This window comes from Streptomyces pactum, from assembly GCF_016031615.1.
GTDB classification, from domain to species: domain Bacteria; phylum Actinomycetota; class Actinomycetes; order Streptomycetales; family Streptomycetaceae; genus Streptomyces; species Streptomyces pactus.
This window is the reverse complement of the sequence record NZ_JACYXC010000001.1, coordinates 7252437-7266573: the sequence shown is the minus strand read 5'-3', so window position 1 is coordinate 7266573 and position 14137 is coordinate 7252437. Positions and strand designations below refer to the sequence as shown.

General features: G+C 76.0%; 2 protein-coding genes and 3 pseudogenes. All 5 read right to left on the bottom strand.

From position 1 onward, the window contains the following. Window positions 1-443: 443 nt before the first annotated feature. A pseudogene (locus tag IHE55_RS31985) lies at window positions 444-3452 on the bottom strand (type I polyketide synthase); the annotation flags it as partial. 75 nt (window positions 3453-3527) lie between these two features. Continuing rightward, the gene (locus tag IHE55_RS33315) at window positions 3528-7682 is read right to left on the bottom strand and encodes an SDR family NAD(P)-dependent oxidoreductase (RefSeq protein WP_197992312.1); all 4155 of its coding nucleotides are present in this window, start codon (window positions 7680-7682) and stop codon (window positions 3528-3530) included. A gap of 235 nt (window positions 7683-7917) precedes the next feature. Next, window positions 7918-10026, bottom strand: a pseudogene (locus tag IHE55_RS33470) (type I polyketide synthase); the annotation flags it as partial. Then, complete coding sequence (locus IHE55_RS33465) at window positions 10023-13262, bottom strand: type I polyketide synthase (RefSeq protein WP_307826849.1); 3240 nt, start codon at window positions 13260-13262, stop codon at window positions 10023-10025. The gene IHE55_RS33465 and the pseudogene IHE55_RS33470, both read right to left, overlap by 4 nt. After that, a pseudogene (locus IHE55_RS33460) lies at window positions 13181-13873 on the bottom strand (acyltransferase domain-containing protein); the annotation flags it as partial. The gene IHE55_RS33465 and the pseudogene IHE55_RS33460, both read right to left, overlap by 82 nt. Window positions 13874-14137 lie beyond the last annotated feature (264 nt).

The window sequence follows — 14137 nt, the reverse complement described above, 5'->3', positions numbered from 1 at the left end:
ACCGGCTCCCGGCCGTCGGTGGTCATCGCGCCCTCGGTGACGCACCACAGCGGCACCTCGGCGTCGATGTCACCGAGGGCCTGCACCAGGCGCAGGGTGGCGGCGTGGCCGCGGGTGAGCGCGGTACGGCCGGGCAGCGGCCGCTCGTCCACGGCGGCGAGCGAGAGGATGCCGGCGAGGTCGGGGATGGTGTCGCACGCCCGGCGGAGTGCGACGGCGAGCGCGTCCCGGTCCTCGGTCGCCGGGTCCACGGCGAGGGTGACGGCCCGTGCGCCGGCCCGCTCGACGGCCCGGACCGCGGCGTCGGCCCACCCGCCCCGGGAGCCGTGCGGCGGCCAGACCTCGGAGACGTCCCCCGCCGGCAGGACGACCAGCCAGGTGCCGGTGAGCACCGGCGTCGCCGGGGTGGTGACGCTCTGCCAGCTGACGCGGTAGCGCCAGGAGTTGACCAGGGAGCGTTCGCGGTTCCGCCGCCGCCAGGAGGAGAGGGCGGGCAGCACCGCGTGGAGCCCGTCGGCCTCGTCCCCGAGGTCGAGCGTCCGGGCGAGCCCTTCGAAGTCCTCGCGCTCCACCGCCTCCCAGAACCGGGCCTCCGCCTCGTCACGGGGGGCGTCTCCCGCGCCGGCGGTGTCCGGGTCCGTCGCCTGCAGCCAGTAACGGGTGCGCTGGAAGGCGTAGGTGGGCAGGTCCACCCGGCGCGCGCCGGGGAACAGCGGTGTCCAGTCCACGGGGGCGCCGCGGGTCCACGCTTCGGCGAGGGAGGCGAGGAACCGGTCCAGGCCGCCGTCGTCCCGCCGCAGCGACCCCACCACCGCCACCGGCACCCCCGGATCAGCGGTCTCCTGCACACTCATCACCAGCACCGGATGCGCACTGCACTCCACGAACAACCCGAAACCATCCGCCAGCAACCGCTCCACCGCCGCCTCGAACCGCACCTCCTGCCGCAGATTGCGCACCCAGTAGGCGGCGTCGAGCCCGGTGGTGTCGATCGGCTCCGCCTCCACGGTGGAGTAGAACGGCACCCGCGAAGCGGTCGGGGCGATCCCGTCCAGGACCTCCAGCAACTCCGTACGGATGGACTCCACCTGCGGGGAGTGCGAGGCGTAGTCCACCGGAATACGCCGCGCCCGGATCTCCTCGGCCTCGCAGGCGGCGACCAGCTCGTCCAGCGCGGCGGGCTCACCGGCCACGACGGTGGAGGAGGCGCCGTTGACCGCCGCCACCGACACCCGCCCCTCGAACCCCTCGATCCGCCGCAGGGTCTCCGCACGCGACAGGCCCAGCGACACCATCCCGCCGCGGCCGGCCAGCCGCTCACCGATCACCTTCGACCGCAACGCCACCACCCGCGCCCCGTCCTCCAACGACAGCGCACCGGCCACCACCGCCGCCGCGATCTCCCCCTGGGAGTGCCCCACCACGGCGGCGGGCTCCACACCGTAGGAGCGCCACAGCTCGGCCAGGGACACCATCACCGCCCACGACAGCGGCTGCACCACATCCACCCGCACCAACGAACCCGCCAACTCGGTACGGAAGTCCCAGTCGATGAACGGGGCCAGCGCCTGCCCGCACCGCTCCATCGACTCCGCGAACACCGGCGCCGCGTCCATCAACTCCCGCGCCATCCCCACCCACTGCGCCCCCTGCCCCGGGAACACGAACACCGGGTTCCGGGCCTGGTCGGTGGTCTCACCGGTGGTGAGCCGGGGCGCCGGAACGCCCTCGGCGAGGGCGGTGAGGCCGGCGAGCAGGGTGTCCCGGTCGTCGGCGATCACCACGGCGCGGTGTTCCAGCGCGGCCCGGGTGGTGGCCAGGGACATCCCGATGTCGCGCGGGTCCAGGGCGGGGCGGGCGGCGGCGAAGGCGCCCAGCCGCCCGGCCTGGGCGCGCAGCGCGGCGGCAGTCCGGCCGGAGACGGTCCAGGCGATGGTGGCCGGGGCGGTGCCGGACGCGATGGCCGGGGCGGTGCCGGAGACGGTGGCCGGGCGCTCGGGGTCACCGTCCTCGCCGGCCGGGCCGTCCGGTTCCGGGCCGGCCTCCTCCAGGATGACGTGGGCGTTGGTGCCGCTCACGCCGAACGACGACACGCCGGCGCGGCGCGGCTGCTCGCCGCGCGGCCAGGGGCGTTCCTCGGTGAGCAGTTCCACCGCGCCGGCCGACCAGTCCACGTGCGGGGTGGGGGCGTCCACGTGGAGGGTGCGCGGCAGCACGCCCTCCCGCAGCGCCATCACCATCTTGATGACGCCGCCGACGCCGGCCGCCGCCTGGGTGTGGCCGATGTTGGACTTCAGCGAACCGAGCAGCAGGGGCCGGGCGTCGGCGGCGCGCTGGCCGTAGGTGGCGAGCAGCGCGTGCGCCTCGATGGGGTCGCCGAGCCGGGTGCCGGTGCCGTGCGCCTCGACCGCGTCCACGTCCCCGACGCCGAGCCGGGCGTCGGCCAGCGCGGTGCGGATGACCCGTTCCTGGGAGGGGCCGTTGGGGGCGGTCAGGCCGTTGCTGGCGCCGTCCTGGTTGACCGCCGAGCCGCGCACCACCGCGAGGACCGGGTGCCCGTTCTTCCGCGCGTCGGACAGCCGCTCCACCAGCAGCACGCCGGCGCCCTCGGACCAGCCGGTGCCGTCGGCCGCCGCGGCGAAGGACTTGCACCGGCCGTCGGCGGCCAGGCCGCGCTGCCGGCTGAACTCCACGAAGAGTTCCGGGGTGGGCATCACGGTCACGCCGCCGGCCAGCGCGAAGGTGCACTCGCCCTTGCGCAGCGCGCGCACCGCGAGGTGGAGGGCGACCAGCGACGAGGAGCAGGCGGTGTCGACCGTGACGGCCGGGCCCTCCAGGCCCAGGGTGTAGGAGACCCGGCCGGAGATGACGCTGGCGGCCTTGCCGGTCATCCCGTAGCCCTCGGTGATCTCCGGCGCGGTCCGGCCGAAGGTCCCGTACCCGGGGTGGCCGGCGCCCATGAACACCCCGGCGTGGCTGCCCTTGACGGAGGACGGGTCGATGCCGGCCCGCTCCAGCGCCTCCCACGCGGTCTCCAGGACCAGCCGCTGCTGCGGGTCCATCGCCAGCGCCTCGCGCGGCGAGATGCCGAAGAACTCGGCGTCGAACTCGGCGGCGTCGTGCAGGAAGCCGCCCTCGCGGACATAGCTGGTGCCGGGGGTGGACAGCTCCGGGTCGTACAGGGCGGCGGTGTCCCAGCCCCGGTCCTCGGGGAAGGGGGTGATCGCCGTGGTGCCGCCGGACTCCCCGGTGCCGTGACCGGTGCCGTCGCCCGTGCCGGCCGCCGTGCCGTCACCGGTGGCGGGCCGGCCGGTGATCAGGCGCCACAGGTCCTCGGGCGAGCGGACGCCGCCCGGGTAGCGGCAGGCCATGCCGACGATGGCGATCGGCTCCTGCTCGCGGTGCTCCAGCTCGGCGATGCGGCGGCGGGCGGTGCGCAGGTCGGTGGTGGCTCGCTTCAGATAATCGCGGAGTTTGTCTTCGTTGTTCACGGGGTCGTCACACCTATCCGAATTTCCGAAGCGGCTTCAGGGGGTTTCGAGTTCGTTGTCGAGCAGGTCGAAGAGTTCGTCGTCGCTGGCGTCCAGCACCGCGGCGTCGTCGTCCTCGGCGGGCTCGGTGGCGGGCCGGCCGCTCCAGCGGGTGAGGAGCGTGTGCAGCCGGGCGGTGACCTCGCCGCGCACCGTCTCCTGCTCGGCCAGCGCGGTGAGGGCGGCCTCGATCCGGTCGAGTTCGGCGAGCGCGTCCCGGGTGGTGGGGGCGGCGTCGTCTCCGAGCTGGTCGGCCAGGTGGGCGGCGAGCGCGGCGGGCGTGGGGTGGTCGAAGACCACGGCGGCGGACAGCCGCAGCCCGGTGGCGGCGCCGATCCGGTTGCGCAGCTCCACCGCGGTGAGGGAGTCGAAGCCCACGTCGCGGAAGGCCCGCTCCGGCTCGACGGACTGCGCGGTGGGGTGGCCCAGCACGGTGGCGGCGTGGGTGCGGACCAGGTCCAGGAGGGTGCGTTCCCGGGTCGCCCGCGGGGCGCCGGCGATGCTGCGGAGCAGCGCCTCGGCGCCGGACGCCTGCCCGGCGGCGTTCGCGGTGGCCCGCCGGGCGGTGGCGCGGACCAGGCCGCGCAGCAGCGGCGGTACGGTCTCGCCGGCCGCCGCGCGGGAGCGCAGCCCGGCCAGGTCGAGGCGGACCGGGACGGCGACGGCCCGGTCGGTGGCGAGTGCGGCGTCGAACAGCGCCAGGCCCAGTTCCGGCGGCAGCGGCAGCGCCCCGGTGCGGCCCACCCGGGCCAGGTCCGCGCGGTCCAGGTGCTCGGTCATGGCGCTCGCCTGGTCCCACAGCCCCCAGGCCAGTGACACCGCGGGCAGCCCGAGGTCCTCCCGCCGGTGCCGGGCCAGCGCGTCCAGGTAGGCGTTGGCGGCGGCGTAGTTGGCCTGGCCGGGGGTGCCGAAGAGGCCGGAGGCAGAGGAGAACAGCACGAACGCGGCGAGGTCCAGGCCGGCGGTCAGTTCGTGCAGGTTGCGGGCCGCGTCCACCTTGGGCCGCAGCACCCGCTCCACCTGCTCGTCGGTGAGCGAGGCGGCCAGCGCGTCGTCGACCACGCCGGCGGCGTGCACCACGGCGGTCAGCGGCCGGTCGGCGGGGATGCCGGCGAGGACGGCGGCGAGCGCGTCCTTGTCGGCCGCGTCGCAGGCGACGACGTCCACGGTGGCGGCGCCCAGTTCGCGCAGCGCCGCGGTGAGTTCGGCCGTGCCCTCGGCGGCCGGGCCGCGCCTGCTGGTCAGCAGCAGGTGGCGGACGCCGTGCGCGCTGACCAGGTGGCGGGCGACGAGCCCGCCGAGGGCCCCGGTGGCGCCGGTGAGCAGCACGGTGCCGGGCTCGTCCCAGCGGCGCGGCATGGTCAGCACGACCTTGCCGATGTGGCGGGCCTGGCTGACGTACCGGAACGCCTCCGGGGCGCGCCGTACGTCCCAGGACCGCACCGGCAGCGGGGTCAGCTCGCCGCGCGCCAGCAGCTCCACGACCTCGGTCAGCATCGTGCCCAGCCGGTCCGGGCCGGCCTCGATGACGTCGAAGGTCTGGTACCGGACGCCGGGGTGGTCGGCGGCGACCTGTTCCGGGTCACGGATGTCGGACTTGCCCATCTCCAGGAACCGGCCGCCGCGCGGCAGCAGGTCCAGCGAGGCGTCCACGTACTCCCCCGCCAGCGAGTTCAGCACCACGTCCGCGCCCCGGCCACCGGTCACTTCCAGGAACCGCTCCCGGAACTCCAGCGACCGCGAGGACGCCAGATGCGTCTCCGGCACCCCCAGGCCCCGCACCACCTCCCACTTCGCCTCGCTCGCCGTCGCCAGCACCTCGGCACCCCGGGACCGGGCCAGCTGCACCGCGGCCATGCCGACACCACCGGCCGCCGCGTGCACCAGCACCACGTCACCCGGACCCACGTCCGCCAGGTCCACCAGACCCATCCACGCCGTCAGGAACACCACCGGCACCGACGCCGCCCGCTCGAACGACCACCCCCGCGGAATCCGCGCCAGCAACCGCTGATCGGTCACCGCCTGGGGTCCGAAGGCGCGGGGGACCAGGCCCAGCACCCGGTCGCCGGGGGCCAGTCCGGTGACGCCCTCGCCGACCGCGAGGACCACGCCGGCCGCCTCGTCGCCGAGGAACGGGGTGGCCTCGCCGGGGTACATGCCCAGGGCGATCAGCGCATCGCGGAAGTTCATGCCGGCGGCCCGCACCGCGATCCGCACCTGCCCCGGGGCGAGCGGCTGCGCGACCTCGGGCCGGGGCACCAGGGCCAGGTTCTCCAGAGTGCCCGCGGCGGTGAAGTCCAGGTGCCAGGGCCCCTCGGCGGGCGGGGTGAGCAGCCCGGCGGCCCGGTCGCGCGCCAGGCGGGGCACCAGGACCTCCCCGTCGCGGACCCGGACGTGCGGCTCGGCGCCGCCGAGCACGGCGGCCGGCAGCGGGACGGTCGCGGTGTCGGGCTCCGGGCCGCCGGGCACCGGCGGGTCGGTCTCGATCAGCAGGAGGCGGCCGGGGTTCTCCGACTGGGCGGAGCGGACCAGGCCCGCCGCCGCGGCGTGGGCGAGCAGCCCGTGCCGGACCACCACCGCCAGCCGCGAGGCGGCGAGCCGCTCCTCGGCCAGCCACGCGCGCAAGCGCTCCAGGGTGCCGTGCACCGCCACCCGCACGTCCTCGGTGACCGGCACCTCGAACACCACCACGTCCGGCACCTCGCCCGTGAGACCGGCGAGGTCGGGGACGTCCTGTCCCAGGACCGCCACCCGGCCCGGGTCCTGCCCGGGCCCCTCGGGGGCGGGCACCCAGTCGAGACGGAACAGCGCGTCGCGCAGCCCGTCGTCGCGGTCCTCGCGCAGCTGGTCGGCGGAGACCGGGCGGGTGGCGAGGGTCTGCACGGCGGCGAGCGGGGCGCCGGTGGCGTCGGCCAGCCGTACCGTCAGCGCGCCGTCCCCGGCCGGGGTCAGCCGCACCCGGGCGGCCGGGGCGCCGTCGGCGTACAGCTCGACGCCCGACCAAGAGAACGGCAGCCGCAGGCCGGCGCCGGGGTCGTCGACGGTGGCCAGCAGGGCGGCGTGCAGGGCGGAGTCGAGCAGCGCCGGGTGCAGTCCGAACCGGTCCGGGCGGGTGCCGGCGGGCAGTTCGACCTCGGCGTAGGTCTCCTCGCCGTGCCGCCAGGCCGCCCGCAGCCCCTGGAACGGCGGCCGGTAGCTGGAGCCGATGGTCTCCAGCCACGGGTAGAGGCCGGACACGTCCACCGGTTCGGCGCCGGGGGGCGGCCATGCGGTCAGATCGAAGCCGGGGGCGCCGGCGGGGGTGAGGGTGCCGGTGGCGTGCCGGGTCCACGGGGTGTCCTCCGGCGCGTCCTCGGCGCGGGAGGAGATGCGTACCGGGCGGCCTCCGGCGGTGTCGGGCTCGCCGACCGCGACCTGGAGGCGGACGCCGCCGCGCTCGGGCAGGGTCAGCGGGGCCTGGAGGGTGAGTTCGTCGATGCGGCCGCAGCCGACCTCGTCCCCGGCGCGGATGGCGATCTCCACGAAGGCGGTGCCCGGCAGCAGCACGGTGCCGGCGACCGCGTGGCCGGCCAGCCAGGGGTGGGTGGCCAGGGAGAGCCGCCCGGTCAGCAGCACGCCGCCGTCGGCCGGTTCGACGGTGGCGCCGAGCAGCGGGTGGTCGGCGGGGCGCTGGCCCAGGGCGGTGGTGTCGCCGGGGCCGGCGGCGGAGGGGAGCCAGTAGCGCTCGTGCTGGAAGGCGTAGGTGGGCAGTTCCACCGTCCGGGCCTCGCCGGTCAGGGTCTCCCAGCGGACGGGCACGCCGCCGGTGTGGAGCCGTCCCACGGCCGCGACCGCGGTCTGCGGCTCGGGGTGGTTCTTCAGCTGGGTGGCGGCGCAGACGACGGGTCCGGAGTCGTCGTCCAGGCACTCCTGGGCGAGTGCGGTCAGCGTGCCGTCCGCCCCGATCTCCAGGAAGAACCCGACCCCCTCGGCCTCCAGAGCCCGCACCGCATCGAAGAACCGCACCGGCTCACACACATGCCGCACCCAGTACTCCGGATCGGCCCAATCACCCCCCACACCACCACCCGACGTCACCACACCCACCGACGCCGACCCGAACGACAACCCCGACACCACACCCCGGAACTCCTCCACCACCGGCTCCATCAACGGCGAATGGAACGCATGCGACACCCGCAACCGCCGCGTCCGACACCCCCCGCCCGGCAAACACCTCCCCCACCTCAAGGACCGCCTCCTCCACCCCGGAGACCACCACCGACGACGGACCGTTCACCGCCGCGATCACCGCACCCTCACGCCCCCGCCAGCGCCTCGATCACCTCCGCCTCCGGCGCGGCGACCGCCACCATCGCCCCACCGGCGGGCGGCGCCTGCATCAACCGCCCACGCGCCGCCACCAGACGACACGCATCCGCAAGCGACAACACCCCCCGCCACATGCGCCGCCGCGATCTCCCCCACCGAATGACCCGCCACCACATCCGGCCGCACACCCCACGACTCCACCAACCGGAACAACGCCACCTGCAACCCGAACAACGCAGGCTGCGCGAACTCCGTCCGCTCCAACACCCCCGCATCCGCGCCCCACACCACATCCACCGGCGAAACCCCCCGCAACCCGCGAGAACTCCCCCATCACCTCATCCCACACCCCCCGCGAACACCGGAAACGCCTCGTACAACTCCCCCGCCCCATCCCCAACCGCTGACTCCCCTGACCACCGAACACCAGCGCCACCGGGCGCCTGCCGGGCCGGACGGTGCCCTGCACCGCGGCCGGGGTCCCGGTGCCGTCGGCGAGCGCGTCCAGCGCGTCCAGCAGGCCGTCGCGGTCGGCGGCGACGGCCACCGCACGGTGGTCGAAGGCGGTGCGGGTGGTCAGCAGCGAGACGGCGATCTCGGTGTCGGTGACGTCGGGGTGGGTCCGGGCGAAGTCCCGCAGCCGGGCGGCCTGGCCGCGCAGCGCCCCCGGGCTGCGGGCGGAGATCACCCAGGGGGTCACCGGGGAGGGCGCGCCGGCGGGCGTCGCGGTGGTGCCGCTGGTGGCCGGTTCCCCGGTGGGCTCCCCCGCCGCCTCGGCGTCCTGGTGGGGGGCCTGCTCGATGACGACGTGCACATTGGTGCCGCTGACGCCGAAGGAGGACACCGCGGCGCGGCGCGGCGCGCCGTCGGCAGGGGTCCACGGGCGGGCCTCGGTGAGGAGTTCCACCCCGCCCGGCGACCAGTCCACCTTGGGGGTGGGCTCGTCCACGTGGAGGGTCCTGGGCAGCACGCCCTCGCGCATCGCCATCACCATCTTGATGACGCCGCCGACGCCGGCCGCGGCCTGGGTGTGGCCCAGGTTCGACTTGAGCGAGCCCAGCCACAGCGGGCGGCCGGGTGCCCGGTCCCTGCCGTAGGTGGCGAGCAGGGCGTGCGCCTCGATGGGGTCGCCCAGGGTGGTGCCCGTGCCGTGCGCCTCGACGGCGTCCACCTCGGCCGCGGTCAGGCCGGCGTCGGCCAGCGCCTGCCGGATGACCCGCTGCTGGGCCGGGCCGTTGGGGGCGGTCAGCCCGCTGGAGGCGCCGTCCTGGTTGACCGCGGTGCCCCGGATGACGCCCAGGACGCGGCGCCCGTTGCGGCGGGCGTCGGAGAGCCGCTCCAGCAGCAGCATGCCCGAGCCCTCGGACCAGCCGGTGCCGTCGGCGGCCGCGGCGAAGGACTTGCACCGGCCGTCGTGGGCCAGGCCGCGCTGCCGGCTGAACTCGACGTAGACCTCGGGCGTGGCCAGCACCGTCACCCCGCCGGCCAGGGCCAGCGTGCACTCCCCGCGGCGCAGCGACTGGACCGCCAGGTGGACGGCGACCAGGGACGAGGAGCAGGCGGTGTCCAGGGTGACGGCCGGGCCCTCCAGGCCGAGGGTGTAGGCGATCCGGCCGGAGAGCACGCTGCCGGCGTTGCCGATGCCGACGAACCCCTCGACGTCCCGGGGGACGTCGCCGAGGGCGGCACCGTAGTCGTGGTACATGATCCCGGCGTAGACGCCGGTGGCACTGCCCTTGAGGGTGGTCGGGTCGATCCCGCCGCGTTCGACGGCCTCCCACGCGGTCTCCAGCAGGACCCGCTGCTGGGGGTCCATGGCGAGCGCCTCGCGCGGCGAGATGCCGAAGAAGGCGGCGTCGAAGCGGTCGGCGCCCTCCAGGAAGCCGCCCTGGTCGACGTAGCTCTTGCCGGCGGCGTCCGGGTCCGGGTCGAAGAGCCGGTCCAGGTCCCAGCCGCGGTCGGTGGGGAACGGGGAGACCGCGTCCCGCCCGTCGGCGACCAGCTGCCACAGGTCCTCGGGGCCGCGGACGTCCCCGGGGTAGCGGCAGGCCATGCCCACGATGGCGATCGGTTCGGTGGCGCGCGCCGCGGCCTCCGCCTTCTCGTGGCGCAGCCGCTCGATCTCCTTCAGCGAGCTGCGCAGCGCACCGACGAGCTGGTCCGTGGACGTTTCCTTGTTCACAGTTCGTTCTCCTGGGCCTTGCGGAGGAGGGCCTCCACGTCCATGTCGTCGATGCGGTCGAGCGCGGCGTCGGGGCCGTCGGCCGGGTGGTGCGGGGCGGCGTCCGGGACGGCCGCGGTCCGGCCGGTGAGTCCGGCGAGCCGCAGCAGGTCGTCCATGACGCCGAGTTCGGTGAGCTTCTCCAGCGGGATGGCCGCGAAGGCGTGCCGGATCCGCGCCTCGTCCAGCTCGGGCCCGTCGGGTCCGGGTGCGGTGACCGGGTCCGGCAGCAGTTCGGCCAGGGCGTGCCGGGCGAGGGCGAGCGGGCTGGGGTAGTCGAAGACGAGCGTGGCGGGCAGCCGCAGGTCGAGCTCGGCGGTGAGCCGGTTGCGCAGCTCCACGGCCATCAGCGAGTCCAGGCCCTGCTCCAGGAAGCCGGTGTCGGGGTCCACCGCGTGCGGTGTGCCGTGTCCGAGCACGGTGGCCACGTGGTCGCGGACCAGGTCCAGCAGGGTCTGCTCGCGCTCCTCGGCGGGGAGCTGGGCGATCCGCCGGGACCAGGGCTCGGCGGTGGCGCCGCCGGGTGCGGTGCCCCCGGTGCCGGGCCGGGTGCGCCGTGCGGTGCGGACCAGGCCGCGCAGCATCGGTGGCACCGGTTCGGTGGCGGCGCGCGCCCGCAGGCCCGCCAGGTCGAGGCGGACCGGGGCGAGCAGTGCCTCGTCCCCGGCGAGGGCCGCGTCGAACAGCGCCAGGCTGTGCTCGGTGGACATCGCGGTGATGCCCGCCCGGCCGCCGCGGGCCAGGTCGCCGCGGCCCATGGCGCCGGTCATGCCGCTGGTCCGCTCCCACAGGCCCCAGGCGAGCGAGACGGCGTGCTCGCCGGTGGCGCGGCGGTGGTGGGCCAGGGCGTCCAGGAAGGTGTTGGCGGCCGCGTAGTTCGCCTGGCCGGCGCCGCCGAGGAGGCCGCTGACCGAGGAGAAGAGCACGAAGGCGGCGAGGCCGGTGCCGGCGGTGAGCCGGTGGAGGTTCTCCGCCGCGTCCACCTTGGGGCGCAGCACCCGGGCCAGCCGGCCCCCGTCGAGCGAGGTGACGACGCCGTCGTCGATCACCCCGGCGGTGTGGATCACCGCGGTCAGCGGGTGGTAGGCGGGGATGCCGCGGAGCACCTCGGCCAGGGCCTGCCGGTCGGCGGTGTCGCAGGCGACGACGGACACCTCGGCGCCGGCGGCGCGCAGCCGTGCGGTGAGGTCCGCCGCGCCGTCCGCGGCCGGGCCCTGCCGGCTGAGCAGCAGCAGGTGGCGGGCGCCGTGCGCGGTCACCAGGTGTTCGGCGACCAGGCCGCCGAGGGTGCCGGTGCCGCCGGTGACGAGCACCGTGCCGTCCGGGTCGATACGGCGGGCCGTGGCGGTCCGCCCCGCTGCGTCCGTGCCGTCCGGCGTGGCCGGGGTAACCGTGGCGCGGGCCAGCCGGGGTACCAGGACGGTGCCCGCGCGGACGGCCAGCTGGGGTTCGCCGTGGCCGACGGCGGCCGGCAGGGCCGCCCGGGAGGCGGCCTCGCCGTCCAGGTCGATCAGCGCGAACCTGCCGGGGTGCTCCGTCTCCGCGGAGCGCAGCAGGCCCCACAGGGGTGCCGCGGCGAGGTCGGGCACGTCCTCGCCGGGTCCGGTGGCGACGGCTCCGGAGGTGACGAGGACCAGCCGGGAGCGGGCCGGGCCGTCGTCGGCCAGCCATTCCCGGACGCCGGCCAGGAGCCGGGCGGCGGCCCGGTGGGCGGCTGCCGCGACCGGGGCGCCGCCGTCCGCCGGGTGGTCGCCGGTCCCCGCCGGGGTGGTGCCGGCGACGCTGATGACGACCGTGTCGGGGACCGCGGCACCGTCCGCGGCGGCGGCGCGCAGCGCGGCGAGGTCGGCGAAGGTGGCCGGGTCCGCCCCGGCCCCCCGCAGGGCGTCCGCGACGCCGAGGTCGTCGGGGCCGGCCACCGCCCACCGCGGGGCGGGTGCGGCGGCCGGTACGGCGCCGGCCGGGGTCCACTCGACCCGGTGCAGCGAGTCGGCAGCGCCACGGGCCGCGTTCAGCTGGGCGGCGGAGACCGGCCGGGTGGCGAGCGCGGCCACCGAGGCGACCGGGCCGCCGGCGGGGTCGGCCAGGTCGAGGGCGAGGGTGTCGCCCTCGACGGTGGCCAGCCGGGCCCGGACGGTGTGCGCGCCGGACGCGTACAGCCGCACCCCGCTCCAGGAGAACGGCAGGCGTACCTGGTCGGCCGAGCCGTCCAGCAGGCCGAGCAGCGCGCCGTGCAGGGCGGCGTCGAGCAGCGCCGGGTGCAGACCGTACCGGTCCGTGGCCGGGTCCGGCAGCGCCACCTCGGCGTACACCTCGCCGTCGCGCCGCCAGGCGGCCCGCAGCCCCTGGAAGGCGGGGCCGTAGCCGTACCCGGCGTCGGCGAGCCGGTCGTAGAAGCCGGTCACGTCCAGCGGTTCGGCGCCCGGCGGCGGCCAGGCGGCGAGCGGTGCGGGCGTGCCGGGTGTCTCGCCGGCGCCGGCCGTGCCGGGGGCGAGGGTGCCCACCGCGTGGCAGGTCCAGGGCGCGTCGTGGCCGGTGCCGTCGTCGGGGCGCCCGTAGACGCGTACCTCCCTGGCTCCCGTTCCGTCCGGTTCGGCGACCACCACCTGCACCTGGACCGCGGCCGAGGCGGGCAGCAGCAGCGGGGCCTGGAGGGTGAGTTCCTCGATCCGGTCGCAGCCGGCCTCCTCGCCGGCCCGCAGGGCCAGCTCCACGAAGGCGGTGCCGGGCAGCAGGACCGCGCCGCCGACCTGGTGGTCGGCCAGCCAGGGGTGGGTGGTGGTGGAGAGGCTGCCGGTGAGCACCAGCCCGTGGCCGTCGGCGAGGGTGACGGCGGCGCCGAGCAGCGGGTGGTCCGCCGAGCCGAGGCCGGCGGACGCCAGGTCGCCGTGGCCTCCGGCGGAGCGCAGCCAGTAGTGCTCGCGCTGGAAGGCGTAGGTCGGCAGCTGCACGGTGCGGGCGGGCGGCAGCAGTTCGGCCCAGGGCACGGTCACGCCGTGCGCGTGCAGCCGGGCGAGGGCTTCGACGGCGGTACGGGCCTCCGGCCGGTCCTTGCGCACCACCGGCACCAACACCGCCCCACCCACATCGGCCAGACACTCCTGAGCCAGCGCCGTCAGCGTGCCGTCCGCCCCGATCTCCAGGAAGAACCCCACCCCCTCCGCCTCCAGAGCCCGCACCGCGTCCAAGAACCGCACCGGCTCACACACATGCCGCACCCAGTACTCCGGATCAGCCCAATCACCCCCACACCACCACCCGACGTCACCACACCCACCGACGCCGACCCGAACGACAACCCCGACACCACACCCCGGAACTCCTCCACCACCGGCTCCATCAACGGCGAATGGAACGCATGCGACACCCGCAACCGCCGCGTCCGACACCCCGCCCGGCAAACACCTCCCCCCACCTCAAGGACCGCCTCCTCCACCCCGGAGACCACCACCGCCGACGGACCGTTCACCGCCGCGATCACCACCCCATCGAGCAGCGCCTCGGCCACCTCCGCCTCCGGCGCCGCGATCGCCACCATCGCCCCCACCCGCCGGCAGCCCTGCATCAACCGCCCACGCGCCGCCACCAGACGACACGCATCCGCAAGCGACAACACCCCCGCCACATGCGCCGCAGCGATCTCCCCCACCGAATGACCCGCCACCACATCCGGCCGCACACCCCACGACTCCACCAGCCGGAACAACGCCACCTGGAACGCGAACAACGCCGGCTGCGCGAACTCCGTCCGCTCCAACACCCCCGCGTCTCCACCCCACACCACACCCACCGGCGAAACCCCCGACCCCGCCGAGAACTCCGCCATCACCTCATCCCACACCCCCCGCGAACACCGGATACGCCTCATACAACCCCCGCCCCATCCCCCAACCGCTGACTCCCTGACCACCGAACACCAACGCCCGACGCCCCGACACCACCTGACCCGTCACCACACCCGGCGAGGACACCCCACCGGCCAACGCCTCCAACCCCGCCAGCAACTCACCACGATCCGCACCCAGCACCACCGCACGCCGCTCCAACCCCGCCCGGGTGCGCACCCAGTGAG

Bases quoted from the DNA above. Each gene is read 5' to 3' on its own strand.
- IHE55_RS33315 (WP_197992312.1), bottom strand. From the start codon at position 7,682: ATGGAGCCGGTGGTGGAGGAGTTCCGGGGTGTGGTGTCGGGGTTGTCG.